At 63.4% G+C, this 17059-nt stretch carries 17 protein-coding genes; 4 read left to right on the top strand and 13 right to left on the bottom strand.

Annotated elements, in window-relative coordinates; translation table 11 throughout:
- From folE2 to queC, 4 genes are read right to left on the bottom strand one after another with little or no spacing between them, the layout of a single operon-like run.
- On the bottom strand, window positions 1-798 hold the full coding sequence (gene folE2 / locus ACPCUW_RS33500; RefSeq protein WP_423429317.1) for a GTP cyclohydrolase FolE2: 798 nt from the start codon (window positions 796-798) through the stop codon (window positions 1-3).
- A complete protein-coding gene (gene queD, locus ACPCUW_RS33495) occupies window positions 798-1154 on the bottom strand; it encodes a 6-carboxytetrahydropterin synthase QueD (protein WP_423429345.1) in 357 nt (118 codons plus the stop codon). The genes folE2 and queD overlap by 1 nt, the downstream gene beginning before the upstream one ends.
- Window positions 1154-1792, bottom strand: coding sequence for a 7-carboxy-7-deazaguanine synthase (gene queE, locus ACPCUW_RS33490; RefSeq protein WP_423429315.1), 639 nt, complete (start codon window positions 1790-1792; stop codon window positions 1154-1156). The genes queD and queE overlap by 1 nt, the downstream gene beginning before the upstream one ends.
- An 8-nt stretch (window positions 1793-1800) precedes the next feature.
- Window positions 1801-2556, bottom strand: coding sequence for a 7-cyano-7-deazaguanine synthase QueC (queC, locus tag ACPCUW_RS33485; protein ID WP_423429314.1), 756 nt, complete (start codon window positions 2554-2556; stop codon window positions 1801-1803).
- 700 nt (window positions 2557-3256) lie between these two features.
- On the opposite strand from queC, the gene ACPCUW_RS33480 reads away from it, so the two are divergent.
- From ACPCUW_RS33480 to ACPCUW_RS33470, 3 genes are read left to right on the top strand one after another with little or no spacing between them, the layout of a single operon-like run.
- Complete coding sequence (locus ACPCUW_RS33480; RefSeq protein ID WP_423429312.1) at window positions 3257-4303, top strand: asparaginase; 1047 nt, start codon at window positions 3257-3259, stop codon at window positions 4301-4303.
- A complete protein-coding gene (locus tag ACPCUW_RS33475; RefSeq protein ID WP_423429311.1) occupies window positions 4303-4761 on the top strand; it encodes a PPC domain-containing DNA-binding protein in 459 nt (152 codons plus the stop codon). Before ACPCUW_RS33480 ends, ACPCUW_RS33475 begins: the two co-directional genes overlap by 1 nt.
- Before the next feature lie 42 nt (window positions 4762-4803).
- Window positions 4804-6207, top strand: coding sequence for a helix-turn-helix domain-containing protein (locus ACPCUW_RS33470; protein ID WP_423429310.1), 1404 nt, complete (start codon window positions 4804-4806; stop codon window positions 6205-6207).
- Window positions 6208-6220: 13 nt separating this feature from the next.
- On the opposite strand, the gene hisS is transcribed toward ACPCUW_RS33470, so the two are convergent.
- From hisS to ACPCUW_RS33430, 8 genes are all read right to left on the bottom strand, one after another.
- Window positions 6221-7504, bottom strand: coding sequence for a histidine--tRNA ligase (hisS, locus tag ACPCUW_RS33465; RefSeq protein ID WP_423429309.1), 1284 nt, complete (start codon window positions 7502-7504; stop codon window positions 6221-6223).
- A gap of 122 nt (window positions 7505-7626) precedes the next feature.
- Window positions 7627-8517, bottom strand: coding sequence for a phytanoyl-CoA dioxygenase family protein (locus ACPCUW_RS33460; RefSeq protein ID WP_423429307.1), 891 nt, complete (start codon window positions 8515-8517; stop codon window positions 7627-7629).
- Window positions 8514-9227: a 2OG-Fe(II) oxygenase gene (locus ACPCUW_RS33455; RefSeq protein ID WP_423429305.1), complete on the bottom strand. Its 714-nt coding sequence runs from the start codon at window positions 9225-9227 to the stop codon at window positions 8514-8516. Before ACPCUW_RS33455 ends, ACPCUW_RS33460 begins: the two co-directional genes overlap by 4 nt.
- A 19-nt stretch (window positions 9228-9246) precedes the next feature.
- Window positions 9247-10263 (bottom strand): Gfo/Idh/MocA family protein, encoded by a 1017-nt coding sequence (locus tag ACPCUW_RS33450; RefSeq protein ID WP_423429344.1) that lies wholly within the window; start codon window positions 10261-10263, stop codon window positions 9247-9249.
- Window positions 10260-11639 carry a B12-binding domain-containing radical SAM protein gene (locus tag ACPCUW_RS33445; RefSeq protein ID WP_423429303.1) on the bottom strand — a complete coding sequence of 460 codons (1380 nt, stop codon included), beginning with the start codon at window positions 11637-11639 and terminating at the stop codon, window positions 10260-10262. Before ACPCUW_RS33445 ends, ACPCUW_RS33450 begins: the two co-directional genes overlap by 4 nt.
- Before the next feature lie 11 nt (window positions 11640-11650).
- Entirely contained in the window at window positions 11651-12817 is a 1167-nt protein-coding gene (locus tag ACPCUW_RS33440; RefSeq protein ID WP_423429301.1) for a radical SAM/SPASM domain-containing protein, read from the bottom strand.
- Window positions 12817-13287, bottom strand: coding sequence for a PqqD family protein (locus ACPCUW_RS33435; RefSeq protein ID WP_423429300.1), 471 nt, complete (start codon window positions 13285-13287; stop codon window positions 12817-12819). The genes ACPCUW_RS33440 and ACPCUW_RS33435 overlap by 1 nt, the downstream gene beginning before the upstream one ends.
- 396 nt (window positions 13288-13683) lie before the next feature.
- A complete protein-coding gene (locus ACPCUW_RS33430; RefSeq protein ID WP_423429298.1) occupies window positions 13684-14709 on the bottom strand; it encodes a tyrosine-type recombinase/integrase in 1026 nt (341 codons plus the stop codon).
- Between the two features lie 908 nt (window positions 14710-15617).
- Here ACPCUW_RS33430 and ACPCUW_RS33425 point away from each other — a divergent pair.
- The gene (locus tag ACPCUW_RS33425; RefSeq protein ID WP_423429296.1) at window positions 15618-16046 is read left to right on the top strand and encodes a DoxX family protein; all 429 of its coding nucleotides are present in this window, start codon (window positions 15618-15620) and stop codon (window positions 16044-16046) included.
- Between the two features lie 393 nt (window positions 16047-16439).
- Here the strand turns inward: ACPCUW_RS33425 and ACPCUW_RS33420 are convergent, their stop codons facing one another.
- Complete coding sequence (locus tag ACPCUW_RS33420) at window positions 16440-16757, bottom strand: hypothetical protein (RefSeq protein WP_423429295.1); 318 nt, start codon at window positions 16755-16757, stop codon at window positions 16440-16442.
- Window positions 16758-17059: the final 302 nt, after the last annotated feature.

Raw genomic sequence — 17059 nt, 5'->3', positions numbered from 1 at the left:
CTAGAGGCTGCCTGCGGGGCTGGTCCAGGCAAGTTCGGCGAAAGCGGCGTGATTGTGAATGCTCTCGTCATTGACAGCTCGCACACGGTAGTCCCCGATACGATCCGAGTTTGCGAGCGACTGGGCAACATTGCGGACCATGTCTTCGACGAAGACGGGGTTGTCATATCCTGCGATCGTCACGTGGCGCTCGTCAGGCCGTTTCAGCAGCGCATACACCGGCGATGAGCCAGCGCCCTCGGCGATGTCGATGAGTTCATCGAACCACAGGTCGGTCGGATACTGGGCTGGGCGGACATCGATGGTGATCCAGCCTCGCTGGTTGTGCGCGCCCCGATCGCTGATCGCCTTACTGCACGGACACACGCTCGTGACCGGGACCACGACCTGCATCGTGAGGCTGGTGCTTTCGGGTTCGCTGACCGCCGATACGGCACAGTTGTATTCGACGAAAGCCGGCGCACCGGTAACAGGAGCCGATCGCTCGAGGAAGTAGGGAAAGTCCATGTGCACACGAGCACGAGCGCTTCCCATGCGTTGCCGAAGGTCGTCGGCGATTCCGATGGCGCTCGACGAGCCCAGTTGCTCACGCCAACTGTGGAGCACCTCGATGAAGCGGCTGAGATGTGCGCCTTTGACCCCGGATTCAAGGCTCACCGACATGTTCGCGGTGGCCACGGTCTCGCGCTTGTCGCCCTGCCCGTTCGAGATCAGTACCGGGTATCGAAGGCCCTCGATACCTACTTCATCGAGTGGGATGCCTCGCACATCGGGAGCAGCCTGTACGTCCTGGAGCATTAGTCCTCCCCGCGGTAGATGCAACCAGAGGTGCATGTCTCGCGCACTTGGATTGCGGCCAAAGGCAATTGGTCGACCAGGCGCGTCCAGATCCACCTCGCGAGTACCTCGCTGGTGGGGTTCTCCAGCCCCTCGATGTCGTTGAGGTAGTAGTGATCGAGTTGTTCCTCGATCGGCTTGAAGGCGGCTTTGAGGTCGCCGAAGTCCATGAACCAGCCCGAATCAGGGTCGATGTCCCCCTGGAGATGAACCTGGACGCGGTAGCTGTGACCGTGCAGGCGGGCGCACTTGTGGCCCTCGGGCACGTTCGGAAGCCGGTGTGCCGCTTCGAACGTGAACTCGCGGAAAATCTCGATCAACGGATCCCCAATGTCTTGTGCGTCTGGACGCTCAGTTGCCACTGCGGGTGTTCGAGGCAATAGCCAATCGCTGCCTGCGTGTTGGACAGCACGTCTGGGCCATCCATCGGCTGTAGCAGGAAGCGCGTGAAGTCGAGGTGTTCGAACTGTTCTGGCTGCGCATCCTTTTGTGGGTAGACCAACTTGAGGTCGTCGCCCGAGGTCAACACGACCTCGGCGCCCGCTTTGGGGCTCACGCACACCCAGTCGATTCCGGCAGGGGCTTTGCGAGTGCCGTTCGTCTCGATCGCGACTTGGAATCCCTCTGCGTGGAGAGCGTCCACCGCCGCCTGGTCCAACTGCAGCAAGGGCTCGCCGCCGGTGCAGACGACATAGGGGCGGCTGCGCGGATGGGGGCGCCCCTCCCAGGTCTTCGCTACTGCCGCCGCGAGGTCTTGCGCAGTCCGGAATCGTCCTCCGCCAGGCCCATCCGTGCCGACGAAGTCGGTGTCGCAGAATTGGCAGATCGCTCGATGGCGATCCTTCTCCAGTCCAGTCCACAGATTGCAGCTCGTGAATCGACAAAACACGGACGGTCGCCCCGCGTGGCTTCCTTCGCCTTGAAGCGTGTAGAAAATCTCCTTCACCCGATACATATGCGGGATCAGGCCTTGTGAGAAGTGAAGGAGGGATCAACCATGCCGAGTTCAGCGAAGCCACGGCCCCGCAGCAGGCACGAGTCGCAGGTCTCGCAGGCGCGCCCATCGACCGGGTCGTAGCAACTGTGAGTCCAGGCGTAGTCCACGCCCAGTTCAAGCCCTCGCTCGATCGTCTGAGCTTTCGTCAGGTCGATCAGCGGTGTGTGGATCTTGAGCCGTTGCGTGCCCTCAACGCCCGCCTTTGTGGCCAGGTTGGCCATGCGCTCGTAGGCCTCGATGTACTCGGGCCGACAGTCGGGGTAGCCGCTGTAGTCGAGTGCGTTCACACCGATGAAAACGTCAGAGGATCCCAGGGTCTCGGCCCAGGCGAGGGCAAATGAGAGAAAGACCGTATTGCGCGCTGGCACATAGGTAATCGGGATGCCAGAGCCCATGTCGTCGACGTGGTCGTAGTGCGGTACGTCAAGGGCACGGTCAGTCAACGCAGAGCCGCCGAAGATGGCCAGGTTAATATCGGCTATCACGTGCTGTGCAGCGCCCAGTTTCGCGGCAACGAGCTTCGCGGCCTCGAGTTCCTCGGTGTGCCGCTGCCCGTACCGGAAGCTAAGTGCGTAGGTCTCGAACCCCTGCTGCTGAGCTATCGCGAGGACCGTCGTCGAATCGAGCCCACCACTGAGCAGAACGACCGCCTTGCGCTTATCTGTGGTCACCGCGTCTTCCCATCGCTTGTAACTAGAGGAAACTGCTTCGTCATTCGCCAACCTGGTGAGCGTAGTTTTCCAGAACAGTCGCTGCAACATTGCCGCGGCCTTGAGCTCCTCGAAAGGCTGGCTAGCGTAGCCGTACGCATCCCGCCCAGACTGGCTCACCGTCTCGCTGAACTCGAAGCCGTCAGGCGCTTGACCTGGGTTCTACTTGTACAGAACAGCGATGCGGTGCACGTGTCTCCAGAAACTGCGCGCAAACTTGCTTGGTGGATAGGAGCAGTTTCTAGCCACGGCAAGAGGGCAAGGCTGCTTGATCGACCAAGACTTCCGGTGATGTGCGGCGATTCGGGAGAAAGTCTCGTCGGGTGGCGCCGGCGATCGACATAGACACAAGGAGACGTGTTCTATGTCAACGCAATTGATGTTAGCTGGGACGGCGCATCCTGAACCTTCGGACTGCCGGCTGGTACTCCGGGGCGACGACTCGGATGTCCGCGACCGGGGTGGAAGCGGCGTCGCGCTTGGCGCCGACCTCGACCGATGACATCTCGCCGACCGCACACTCGGCCATTTGTGATGACGACCATCAACCTCCAGTTGTTGGAGTCAATCCAAGCTCGTCCGGGTCTATCGTTTCGGACTCCGTTTCCCGGACTTGCTGCCCTGACATGCGCATTGTCAGAATTCGGGCCTCGGCGGGGCACCGGGCGGCATCCCTGCGGTCTTCCTGCCTGCCAGTCGATATCGTGAGCTTGTGTCAACAGCCACTCCAAACCAGCGCGTTGCCGTGTTCGCTCTCGGCGGCACGATCGCGATGACCGCGACAGACGCCGGGGGCGTAGCGCCGTCGCTGACGGCTGAGGATCTCGTCGCGGCGGTTCCGGGGCTCGACGCCACCGGAATCGTGGTCGATGTGGTCCAGTTCCGGCAGTTGCCCGGGGCGTCGTTGAGTTTCACCGATGTCCAAGCACTGTCGGATGAGATCTCATCCCAACCGGAGTGGATGTCGGGTTTCGTCGTCACCCAAGGCACTGACACGATCGAGGAGACGGCTTACCTGCTGGACCTGCTGTACGCCGGTGACCGGCCGGTTGTGGTCACCGGAGCCATGCGAAACCCGACGTTGGCGGGCGCGGACGGGCCAGCGAACCTTCTGGCCGCGGTCCAGACCGCCGCCGCGCCAACAGTGCGCGGTCTGGGCTGTTTGGTCGCCATGGATGACACGATCCATTCGGCCCGCCAGGTGCGTAAAACACATTCCACCGCAACATCGACGTTCGTATCGATCCACAGTGGCCCAGTGGGATACGTGGTCGAAGGGCAGCCCCGAGTGGTCAACTCCGCTGGGCGGCGCTTGGTCGTGCCGACCAAGCTCGCGGACGGTCTTCGGATCCCGCTGTACACAGCCACCCTCGGCGACGACGATGTCAGCCTGCGCGCAGTGTCCGAAGGCGCCGCCGGGCTGATCGTGGCGGGAATGGGTGTAGGGCATGTTCCGATGAACATTGCTGCGGCACTTGACGGCTTGGCCGCCCGGATACCTGTGGTCCTGACGTCACGGACCGGGAGCGGTCCGGTCCTGCGATCCACCTACGGCTTCCAGGGCTCCGAACGCGATCTGATCAGCCGCGGCTTGATTCCCGCTGGCTTCCTTGACCCACTCAAAGCCCGGATCTTGTTGGCCACACTGGTGGCCGGCGGACACGACATGGAGGCGATCCGTCGGGCGTTCGCGGTCGCGGGCGGTTACGAGGACGCCGAGATGTGGCCATGGCCTGTGACGTCCGAGGAGGGAAGCTGATGCGGGCACAACAACTTCAACTCGGCCGGACTTTCGGAGTCGCCTTCGACCACGGAGATGACTTCTTCGGGGCCCTCGCTGACTTCTGCCGAGAAAACGACGTACGCGCCGGGTACATTCCTTCGTTCATCGCCGGATTCGCCGAGGTTGATTTGGTCGGGGCGTGTGACCGTCTCGACGACCCACTGGCGCCCGTATGGACGAAGGTCCATCTGCGCAATGTCGAGGCATTCGGTGGCGGCACGCTGGCCTGGGATCCCGACGCGGGGGTGGTCAAGCCGCATATTCATGTCGCTGTTGGTCTGAAGGAGCAGGCGGCGGTCGGTTACACCAGCCATTTGCTCGGCGCCCGTGTCCTGTTCCTGACCGAGATGCTGGTCATCGAGGTGAAACAGCCTGCCATGGAGCGGGTTTCGGATCCCGAGCTGTACAACGTTCCGCTGCTTCGCTTCCGATGATCGCGTTGGCCGCTGTGGCGCGAGTGGTCGATAATCGTAACCGTGGGGCAGGCTCCTAAGAAGCTCGATCCGACGACGTCGCCAGCGGCGATGTTCGGGTCCCGGTTGCGAGACGCTCGTAACGATCGTGGCCTGTCGCTGGCCGCGTTGGGCAGGGCTGTTCACGTCAGCGGTGACCTCATCGGCAAGATTGAGAAGGCCGAACGGAGTCCGGCGCTCGACTTGGTCGCGCGACTTGACGTGATTCTCTGCGCGCACGGAGATCTGGTTCGTTTGGCCGAGTTGTTGAGAGCGCCGGAGACAATGGCGAAGGCATCGCTGACGGCCGTGCGATGGGCGCGTGAAGTATCGCGTGCGAGCCAGGAAATCGTCATCGAGACGCCCGCGGGCCGATACTTCGACGGCGCGATGACCCCGGCGGTCGTTCTTCCGGCTCAACTGGTCGACGGTCAGGTAGTTGCGACCGAGATCATTGGCACACGGCCGCAGTCGGTAGGGCGGCTGGCACGCCGACTGATCGTCACAGCTGTGCATGGCCCGGATCGACCGCGATTCTTCGGCGTGGACACGACTCGGCGCCGGCTGCCTCCGTTCGCGCAGGCGGACCCTGTTCGCGTGCCCATCGCATACGAACTCGACGATCTGACACTCGGATTATTGTGGGCGATCACAAATCTCGACGATGCGCTGCTCGAGGACGACAGTGTGCTCGCCGACACCGTGGGCACTCGGTCGGGCACAGTCGCGGTCCGAGACGCAGGCTCGGAGCTGTCGGCGGTCTCGCAGATGTGGTTGGGCTCCAGCTTCTGCGCGAGCCATATTCTGCGCAACGCGGGCGTCCTCTCGAGCACGCCGCAGTATTGGACTGCCGAGCGAAGCGGCGAGGAAACCAGTGGCTGGCTACTGTTCGCCCACAAGTTCGCCTACCTGCAGCGGACATCGGTGTTGGTAACAGGAGCGGCCGCGCCGTCACGAACCTTCTGTCTGCCCACCCCGATCACGGACTCGATGCCGGACCGCGTCCTGCTGCTGCTGACCGTCGCGTTGATGGAGTCGTTCGGCATCCGCGTCGAAGTCACCACCGACGCCGAGTTCGCGGTCGTTCCCGGCTTCGTGCTCGACCGAGACGATCACGCGATTGTCGCGAACTGGGTCCGTGGCGACGAGCTCTGGCATGTCGACATCATGCGGGAAGGTGGGGCAGTCGGCGAATTCAGTTCAGTAATAAGGGATTCCAGCCATCACAGCATCCTCCGCGCTCTGGACCCCCGACAGCGTTTGCGCACGCTCTCGGAGTTCCTGTCGATCGACTGGCTGTGGCTGGTTTCCCGGTGCGGCGCGCTCGCACAGGTGGGTCTGACACCGTTCATCCGCCCTCGGAGCCGCCTGTTGTCCTTGGCCGGCGCGGATCGGGCATGTCAGTTCATCGCCTATTGCGGTAAGTGATCGGCGCTCGGCTCTATTCGCCTGTTGGACCTCGCAGGGCCCGTTCGTCGTCGCGCACGGTGGCTCCTGATTCCTTCCGGACGCCGACGAACGAACCGAAGTCGGCGCTCTCTAGGCGCTTCAGTTGAGCACCGAGTTTTCCGCTGCGAGGAATGACTTCGACGCGCCTTCCGGCGGAACGAATGTCGCGAGCCACGGCCAAGGCGTCAGCGACCGATACGTCGGCGTCGTAGAGGACAGCGAGTGCGTCACGGGAATCACGGCTTCCGACGAGACCGATGATGCGTTCAAAACCGATTGAGAAGCCACACGCGGGAACATCCTTGCCGAGTGTCCGGCCGATCAGCTTGTCGTATCGGCCGCCGCCGGCCACGGAACTCGACATGCCGGCGTGGGAAATCTCGAAGATCTGGCCGGTGTAGTACCCCATGCCACGGACGAGGGTCGGGTCGAATCGCCATTCGACCGATCGCACGAGCGACAGGCTGTCCAGACTGCCGGCCGTCGCCGCCATGTCCTCGAGGACATGTTCAGCGAGGCCCGGAAGCGCGTCGGCGAGGGTGTCGACGAGTTTCCCGGCCTCGACGTCCTGTAGACGGTCGATCACGTCCAGCGCCCGGGAAATCGCGAGCTGCGGCAACCCGAGCTCCGCGAGTTCCCCGCGGACACCCTCCCATCCGATCTTGTCCAGTTTGTCCAGGGTGATGAAGAACCGGTCCCGGCTGGCTTCGGGGAGCTTCGCATCGTCAGCCAGCGCGGACAGGAACCGGCGGTCCGACAGTCGGACGGTCATGTTGTCGAGCCCGACGGCATTCAGCGCCGCGGTGGTGGCTTCGATCAGCTCAGCCTCGGCCAAAACTGTTGGCTCGCCGATCATGTCGATGTCGCACTGATAGAACTGCCGGTAACGGCCCTTCTGGGGGCGCTCGGCGCGCCATACGGGTCCGACCTGCAGGGAGCGGAACGGTGTCGGCAGCTGGGCGTGATTGTTGCCGTAGAAGCGGGTCAGCGGCACAGTGAGGTCGAACCGGAGGCCGAGGTCCACCAAATCGGCAACTGGACCGGCGCCGACTTCCAATGGCAGGCCGCGCCGCAGGACTTGGTAGATGAGTTTCTCGTTCTCCCCGCCTTGTCCACCCTGCAGACGGGTGATGTCCTCTAGCGCTGGAGTCTCGATTCGGCGGTACCCGAAGTTCCGGTAGATCTCGGTGATCGCCGACAGCACATGGTCCCGGGTCGCGACCTCTTGGGGGAGCAGGTCACGCATTCCGCGGGCGGGGCTGTTGTCGGCCTTCACGAGGGGATTCCTTCACGGTAGGTATCGGATGAGAAGCGGCAGAGGCCGCCGATGACGACAGGACCATGCTAAAGGCCATAGGCTCCGCCGTGGCTTTCGGTGTTGCCGTGGCGCTATAGGGCTCAGAAGACCTCATAGGCGCGTTGAGCTCGCCGCGCGGCCTCGAATTCGGCACGTGCTTCGTCGCTGTGCCTCCATTCGTTGCCGTAGACCAAGTCGAGCTGATCCGGGACCACGCCGTAGACGTCGCCTGGCCGGCTGCGGGCCCCGAGGTCGCCGAGTAGTCGTCGGCGGCGCGGCGTTTGGCGGTCGAGGATTATGGAGTCCGGCGAAGTCCAGTAGTCGACCGGGCGGCAGAAGAGTTGGCCATAGCGCAGCACCACGCTGATGCGTGTGTCGCTGGTGATGTTGGGGGCGACGCCGTGGCCGAGTGACAGCGGGAACAGCACGACGTCACCCGCAGCAGCGATGATCTGCACGCTGTCCCGCACGTCGCGGTATTCGATCTTTCCGGGAAATCGACGATCTTGCGACCCCGGAACGACCGCGAAGTTGCCGGAGTCCGGCTCATGGAGGTCGGTGAGGAAGAACTGGGCTTTGATTTGGATCTCGCGGTCGACAGGCATCGCATGCCGCAGCGATGGCCCCTGGTCGGTGTGGAACGCCACCAACGGGTCGCCGTGGGGGTAGCGGAAGAAGATCTCCGATCCCAGCAGCTGTAGATACGGGCCCATGAGGCCGAGGATCTTCCCGAACACCCCTGGATGGTCGACCAGAGGATCCAGGTCGGCGCACCATTTCAAGCTGTTGGCGATGCTGAGGTCCCGGTCGTTACCGGCGTCGAAGACGTCGCTCCAGTTGGAGACCTTCCCGCTGGAAAACTGTGACCGCACGTCGGTCAACGCCGACCGCAGCCCGATCACCTCTGCGGAGCTGAGCGCTTGGCGAATGTGCAAGTAGCCCTGACTGTTCCACTGCTCGCGCTCAGTCTCGGTCAGCAGGTCGGTGATCATCGGCTGGCCACCGAACCGTAGAGGGTGGTGATCGAGTACCGGGGCCTGTGGGTGACGGTTCGCACCGCGTGGGCGCGGCGCGGCGAAAGCGGCAGCAGCAGTGCGGAGTTGAATGTCGGCGCTACCACGTGCCGCTCGTCACTGATATGCCACCGGTTCAGCGGCATGAACCACTCGGGATGGTCGTATTCCTCGACACGGTCGACCAGGCCGACGAGGGTCTCGCCGCCGTCGGACGGACGCCAGCCGTTGGTGAGGTTCAGGCTCACCGACAGTGTGTATTCCGGTGCCGGGCAGTCATCGTGAGGATCGACATAGTCTCCTGCGTCGAGCCGGTATGGCGTCGGTGGGCGCAGTACCTGTATCGGCTCGCCGAACCACCTGCTCAATCGTTCGAGCCAGTCGGGGCTGGTCAGAAAGTTCAGTCCGGCGAGGGCGGGAGGCGATGCCGGAGATGTCGTGACGAGCGGGCTGTTGGGCATCTCCCCGGACCGCGAAGCGCGGTTGGCGCGTTTGGTGTCGCCGATCTCATCGCGCTCGTACACGATGTCGGCGGTCAGGTGGTCTGCCAATGACCGTGCGTGCTCGCTAGGCAGGAAGTTGAGGATCCGCACCGCGGCGAATTCTCCGCCGAGCCGGAGCGTGTGCTCGATCGACCATTGACCAGCACCTGGCGGTAGGTTGCGGAGCTCGGGATTGGCGAAAATCATCGTAAATCTCCCTTTCCAATCAGCAAGATCCGTTGAGTCGGCCGAGCGCCTTGCCGCGGGGCCGCTTCCAGGGAGGTGTTGCGGCGTCGTGGGCCGCGACGACCACCTTGCTCACCGCAACGGCGGAAGTAAGCGAGGCTCCCCAAGGCGGTCGGCCTTCGACCAGCCGAATCAGGTCAGCGACGGGACGGGCCATCTCACCCGCGAGCTCGGATATCGGCTCGCCGTTCAGTGGTTGGAGGATCGCGCTCGTCTCGTCGATGGATGCTGTGCCACGGTCGCCGTGGAATTCGACTCGCCACGAACCGCAATCGGGGTGGTCGGCTTGATCCGAGACTTTCAGATCAACGGCCACTTGACCGACTCGGAAGGCCAGATCAGCCTTTACTTCGGCGCCACGCGGATTGAATTCGATAATGGACTTCATCTGGGTGGGGTGGTCGAGACCGGCCGAGACCGAACGGGGAACCACCATCGCGACGAGATCCAGTGCGTGGCTGGCGTTATCGACCAGGACACCCTCACGTCGGCTGGCCGTGGACCGGAAGGTCTGGGCTGATTCCGCGTACCGGGCTCCGAAGGGGCCGGACCAGATGGCGTCGACGCGGTCGAGTGTGCCGATCGCCTCGTGTGACAGGGCATCGGCCAGCCACCTGGCATGGGGCTGGTATCGGCGGTTGAAGGGGGCCAACATCCTCGACCGTGACTTCTCCAGCGCGGCAAGCCGGCGGATGTCCGCTCTGGTGGTCGCGATCGGCTTCTCGGTCAGGCACGCCAGCTGTGGCGGCACCTGCTCGGCGATGTCGAGGGTCAGTCGGTGCGGCACCGCCACGACCAGTGCGTCGAGACGCGCGACGGCGAGCAAGGTGGCGAGGTCGGCGTACACGGTGCTGCCGAAGGTGTCGGCCAAGGCCTCCGCTGACTTGGTTCCGCCCGACGTGACGCCGACCAGCTCCATCTCGGGGTTGGTGACGATGTCGAGGGCGTGGGAATGCGCGGCGAGCCCGGCCCCGACAAGTCCGATTCGTAGGGTCATGACGCGGTCCTGATCAGCGGAAGGTGACGTTGGACCTGCTCGGCGGCGTCGTCCCACTGTTCCTTCACCGGTGTCAGTCGGCGCAGGTGAGAGGTAGAGCGGAAGTCGGGGCTGCAGAACTCGTCGTAGCAGCGCGACACCCAGTCGCGGATGTCGCGTGCCGACATCTCGTCGTTGTGGCAGACCGGCATGTCGAGCCAGCTGGTCGTCTCGTACCAGTAGCGGTCCGGGATCGTGATCCCGTACTTGCTCGGGTTGCTGAATACGTCGGTGCCGGGCCGTGGTTCCATGACGTTGAAGGTCGCGACGGTTGGGTTGACCAGGCGGACGAAATCCATAGTGGCCGAGAGGGTCTCAGGAGTGTCGCCTGGAGCGCCCACTATGAACGACGCATGCAGCTCGAGGCCGGAATCCATGATCCGGGCGGCGGTCTTGTACAACCGGGCCGGCGACGTACCCTTCTTCACCAGCCGCAGCGTCTGCTCCTGAATCGACTCGAAGCCGACGAAGACCCGGTACGCGCCGGCCTTGCGCATCGCGTCGATGACCTGGGGGCGGGCGTCCTGGGCTCGCATGTTGCTGGTCCACGGAATCGACACCCCCCGGCGTTGAATCTCCTCGCAGATCGCCACCGCGCGGCGCGGATCGCCGGAGAAGGTGTCGTCTCCGAAGAAGATTGACGAAAACCCCATCCTGGCAACAATTTCCATCTCGTCGACGACGTGAGCCGGACTGTTCCATCTCGCCGCACGTCCCGCGATCGTCGTCGAGCAGAAGGTGCACCGGCTGGGGCAACCACGGGCGGTCATCACCACCGTCTCGTAGTCGTAATCGAGGTAGTTGCGCATGTCGAAGATGTCCCGGTCCGGAAGTCCGTACCGGTCCAGTTCCATCTCTGGAGGTTCGGGTGGCGTCACTCGGACACGGGTCCCGTCACGAAACGCCAGACCGGGCACTTTCGCCAACCCCGCGGTGTCCGCTCCCGCCTCGACCGCGGCGGCGAGACCGACGATACTGTCCTCGGCGTCGAACAGGAGCACGTAGTCGACGCAGTCGTGCCGGGTCAGGCACTCGCTGGAGATGAAAGACACGTGGGGCCCGCCGAATACCACCGGGGTGGTGGGATTCCAGGCACGTACCGTGCGGGCGATTTCCAGAGCGTGGAAATAGCTCTGGGCTACCGAGGTGACACCCACAAGATCCGGCCGCAGCTCGTCCAGACGCGGAATCAGCGCGGCGGGGCTGTTGCCCTCGAACGGCAGATCCAGGTGGACCACCTCGTGGCCGGCGCGCTTCAACGCGCGGGACATGTAGGCGTAGCCGAGTGGAGGATGCAGCAGCAGGGTCTGCGGGTCGTGGGTGTAATGGGGGTTCACGAAGAGCACCTTCACGGTCGAACCTCCGCTCGCAGCCGGGGAAGGCCTACGAAAACGCCTGGCTCACGGTTGGGTTCGACGGCGGGGATCGTCCGGTGTTCGGTACCGAGGTGATGAGGGTCCGAGTCGGTGAACCGTTGCGCACCGCACCGCTCGTCGTACTTGCCGTTGTAGTGGAACGCCTTGCAGCCGCCCATGCATCCGGCGAGGGCGGAGCACGAACCGCATGGCCCTGATGGTGGGTCGGTACGGTCGCTGTAGCGGGCGACGAGGCTGTCCCAGATGGCGGCGAAAGGCTCCTGCCGAACGTTGCCGATGGACTCCTCGATGAAGTTGCAACCGGATACGTTGCCGACCGGGTCGATCGACACCATGCTCGTGCCGACGTTGCACAGGTTCGAACCGATGAATGTCTCCCGGGTGCTTCGGTCGGTCAGCCGATCGTCGAGCAAGGTCAGCATGAACGGGTCGTGGGTGTAGATGTCCAGAGCGCCTTGGTGATCGAGGATCAGCTGATACAACCGTCGCGAGGTCTCGCGGTAGACCGGCCAGACGGAGCGGTCGAAGACTCCGTGGATGTTGTACCGGTTCTGCATGAAGCTGATCGCGTCGACACCGATGCTCAACGCGAAGTCGACGATTCGCTCGACCTGGTCGTAGTTGTGTGTGTCGATGGTCGTGGAGAACCCGACCGTAGTCATTCCCTGGTCCTTCAGCCGCCGCAGTGCGCTGACTGCGACGTCGAACGCGCCGGCCTTGCCGCGGACCTTGTCGTGCGTCTCAGGGTCGATGCTGTCGATGGACACCATCGTCCGATTGATACCCGCGTCGACCAGCCGTCGGGCATCCACGGCTGAGCGGATGTAGAAGCCGTTCAGCATGAGGGTTTGGTAGAAGTCGCGGTCCCGGAACAGTCCCGCTGCATCGTGGAAGTCGCGGCGAATCATGTTCTCCCCGTGGGAGTACACCAGGCTGGCGCTACCGGCGCGGTAGAGTTGGTCCGCGAGGGCCTCGACCTCCGGCAGCGTGAATTCGTCGCGGTCCCGTCGGTATAGGGCGTAGCAGTGGCTGCACTTGAGGTTGCAGCGGTACGTCAGTCCCAGCTGCACCAGGATCGGGATCGGATGCTCCGGCAGTTGGAAGTCTTCCGGTCGGACGAGTATCTGGTTGTACTGCATCACGGCCGCCCGATTGTGAGCAGGCCCGCCTCGCGGAAGTCCTCGACGAAGCTCATGACATCCGCCTCGATCTCGTCACGTGGTCCGTCGAACTCCCCGCACAGGTGATCCACGATCTTCGGCAGTGGAAGTGCCTTTTCCGCCAATAGTTTCACCACCTCGGACGCGGTCTCGTTCAGCTCGTACATCACACCCTTCGCGCGGTCGAACAGCATTGTCAGGCTCGAATTCGTCACCCGGGCGACCGCATGCGGCAAGAGCGCAACAACCACCGTTTCGTCATTTCTCGTATTCATCGCATGCCTTCTCGTCCGACTGACAGATTGGAAATGGTGGACCGCCGAAGCCGGTGTCCATTCGCGTCGCCGACTGGGCACCGGCCTACTGGCCGGAATCAGCAGTGAGTCCGGACGTTCCGAGCCCGCCACTGCGGCCGGCGCCACGGGCGCTTCGATTGAGCCATCGGTCAACCTCCCTTCCGCCCATCGCGTTGTGCGTTGCTGCACAACACAATTCAGGTTCCAGCGCATAGGCTCTGCGGTCAACGGGATCTGGACGCCGCCATGCGGACAACCGTGCTGTCCGCATGATCGATCACAAGCGAAGCCTTGCGTCTACATGTCTGCGGGAGAAATGTCCGCAGAGTCACGAAAGCTTCGACGAAGCCACAGGAGGCGCGGCAGTAGTCCTGGATCAGTCGTCTGTATAGCGCCATGGCCCGGTCGAATCCGTCCGAACCCATCAGTTCAACTGTGTTGACCGGTGGTGCTCGAACCCAGCTCATGTCCGGTAGTCGATGCTCGCGTAGATGGGGGACTCACGGCTCTGGCGTAATCCGCTAAGACTTAACCACGCTTGAGCAACCCTCAACTTTCGGACATCTGTCCGTCCGAGACAAGGGGGTGCGGTTCGCCGGTCAACGTAGATAAGGCCATGGCTGTTTCGGCAAGTGTGGCGCGAATGTAGGTGATTGTTGTGCCGGCGTTCCCCGCTTCTCCGAAATGGCCGGCGTATGCGCGGGCGATGGCGTAGCCGAAGTTGCGTTCGACCCAGGTGAGTGTGGTGTGGCGGAGCCAGTGGGCGGTGATTTGTTGCGTGCGTACCCAGGGTAGGTGTCGTCCGATGCGGTTCCAGAGGTGGTCGTATCGTCTTCCGGTGATTGGTTTGCCGGTGCGGTAGCGCAATAGTTGGTCTTCGGGATCAGTGCCACGGGTGGAGTGGGCCAGTAATGCGTTGGTGAGGGTGGGGGAGATGGGTTGCCAGCGGTCGGATTGGTCTTTTTCGCGTAGCCAGAGCAGACAGTGGTCGGGGTCGATGTCTCTGTGGCGCAAAGCGAGTGCGCCTCCGCGGCGACAGGCTGTTTCGATGTGCAGGCGCAGGATGAGGGCGTCGAGTTCTGGGTCATTGCCGGTGGTTTCAGCGATCCGGATGATTTGTGAGAGTTGTTGGTCGGTGAGGGCGCCGCGCGGGCTCGGTGCCCGTCGCGGTTTGGCCAATGTTGTTGCTGGGCTGTCAGTTGAAGCGAGATAGCCATCGTCGTGGGCGTGGCGGTAGAGGCAGCGGATGGCGGCGACCATGTGCTCGGCAGCGGAGCGGCCGCCCCGGGAATTGCGTCGCACGATCGCCTGAGTTCTGGCGGTCTCGACCAACTGTTTGAGTTCGGAGGCGGTCGGTTCGTCGAGCCGGCGGTCGGACCAGAGGATTTCGATGCGCGTCCAGTAACTCGCGTAGGCCCGCGATGTTCCGGCTGGTACCGCGGTGCGGAGTCGCGGGATGTAGTCGCCGAAGGTGGGTATGGTTGTCGAGGTTGCGCCGCCGTTCACGAGGTCCTCGGGACGAACGCCGAGGTGTTGCAGCACGATTCGAGCGGCCTCGACATCGGTTTCCTTCATCGCTGCGCTTGATTGTGCTCTGCGCCTAAAACTAGCAAGGCTTGAAGCTTCATCGATGGGTAAATCCTGAGGCGGCCAGGGCCGAGCACGGCCGCGAGCACTGTGTCGCCTGACCGAATACCCGCCGCGTGTCGCAGGGACGCCGGCAGGTAGAGGTGGAGGCTTCGATCTACTCGAAGGGCGACTTCCTCATCGCTTGCTGTTCGAATCTCGATGTAATCATCATTCAGCGTTGTCGAAAGCCGCTGCCCTGGTGTCCATTCCAGATGGCGAACTGGGCCCGCAATGGCCAGTCTGCCGCCGGGGCTGACTTTCGACACCGCGATATACGGCCCCAGCCGATGATCGACGGGTGATTGCCTCAGGGACGGGAGAGGTAGCCCTTGAGCTTGGTGGGTGACGTGATTCGTCTGGGTGGCCGAGATGTCGAGACCGGCCAGTCGCTGCCCGCCGTCGAAACTTGGAGTATGCGCCACAATGAGCCTCGATTCAGATTCCAGTGATCGAGTCCTCGCGTGCGCCAGCTCTGGTTAATTGTGACACTTTCACAGCGGCAGAGAAAGTGGTATGCGCGATCTTGACTGACCTGGCCTCTTTATGCGGGAACCTCATCACCGATGGAGGCCTTCCTGCCGTGCCACTATCTTTCGGTCAACCTTCAACCAGCCGGGTCCGCGCCGTCGAGGCGAATGCTGCGGTTCAGGGCTACCGGTATGCGGCATTTGGTGCGTCCTGATCGGGATCGTTCGAATCCGAGGGGCAGCTCTGGCCGGAAACACAGCGCACATCCGGTCCCGACGGCGCGGTGAAGATTCTTTCGACCGCCGCGATGAGTTTTCCGGACCGCCCCCGTCCGTACTGCTGAACGCGCTACCAACCCGGCGCGACCGACCCAGAAGGAACAAGAAATGACCGCCATCACCGCCACCCGGACCACGGCCGCCGTCCGCCCCGGCAAGATCCGCAACCGCGTTCTGTGGACTCTGCAGGTCGTGCTCGGTCTGTTCTTCATGATCGCCTCCGGCGGCCCGAAGCTCGTGATCCCGCAGACTCTGATGGAAAACAACGCCACCGCTTTCTCGATTCCGTTGGCGCTGCTGGTGTTCATCGGTCTCGCCGAGGTCGCGGGCGGGATCGGGCTCATGGTGCCCCGGCTGACCGCGGCTGCCGCGATCGGTCTGGCGATCGTCACCTTCCTCGCCGCCGGCTTCAACGCGTTCCTGGCCGGCACGCCGGAATTGGCCCCGTTCCCGCTGGTGCTCACCGCGATCTTCGCCTGGATCGCCTACGAACGCCGGGGCTCGATCACCGCCTTGGGCGCGCTGATCAAGCGATGACCCGCGCATAAACGCCCGCCCGGCTACCGTCGGCACCCAGCCGCCGGTAGCCGCGTTGTGCGTTACGGGGGCGGTCCGGTCGGGTTGGTCGGGCCGTCCCATCGGAGTCGCGGGGCCCGGGGCCGGGCCGCCCGCCCCGCGACCCTCCGAACCATGTGATGACAGTTGTTGTTTCGCGGCGGGCGGTGTGTGGTGCCCCAGCCCATACGCGCGGGCCTGAGCCGTGCGCGGGCGAGTCCTCTTTTCGCTCGTCCGGCACGGTCATGGGAGCTGGTACAGGATGTTCAGCGCGGCAGTCGATCTCGCGCCCCGTTCGGACGATATGCGGCAATTGAGTGCGTTGGGGCCATTCGTGTTGACGTTGCGCTGGCTGCCGACTGCTGGCGGGTGCGGTCAGTCGATGATCAGGTCGACGGTGATAACCAGGCGCTCCAGGAAGGCTGCGCGGGTCGAGACCTGTGTTTCATTCAGGAGGACGTGCTGATCAAGGTCTGCGTGATCGCCCGCCGATCGGCGCGCCGTGTTCGGTGACTCGGGTAGGGCGGCGTCAAGTAGCACCGGTGAACTCGGCGATGGCGGGTACGAGCAGGTCGGCGTATTCCTCGCGACGGTGGTCGCTTCGCGGCTCATCGCGCCGATATAGCGACCGGTCCACTCGTCGAACGCGTCGAGGAGTCGGTCACTCAGGGGCCGGGTCGTGTCGGCGAGCACTGGGTGACTACGGCAACGCTGCGGTCCAAGGCGTGCTGTGAAGTAACGACCGTCATGCATCGTCGGATAGGCAAGGGTCGACTCCGGTCGGATCGGCGCGGCACAGCCGCTCCGATGTCGCCGAAGGTTGGTTCAGAAGCCAAGCCTGGACCCGTATGAGTTGGCTGCGAAGAGGCCCCAACCCGTCATAGTCGCCCTCGCGAAGAGCGTTAAGTACATGGAAATTCGACTTCCATAGTGCTCGGACTCCATCAGCGTGGTTCTTGTACCGAGCCGTTTGTCGCTTCCGCCTGAAGACTGAC

Origin of the sequence: Nocardia sp. AB354, assembly GCF_049538315.1 — a bacterium.
GTDB classification, from domain to species: Bacteria; Actinomycetota; Actinomycetes; order Mycobacteriales; family Mycobacteriaceae; genus Nocardia; species Nocardia nova.
Note: the sequence above shows the minus strand (reverse complement) of the source record. Positions and strands in the feature narration are given on the sequence as shown.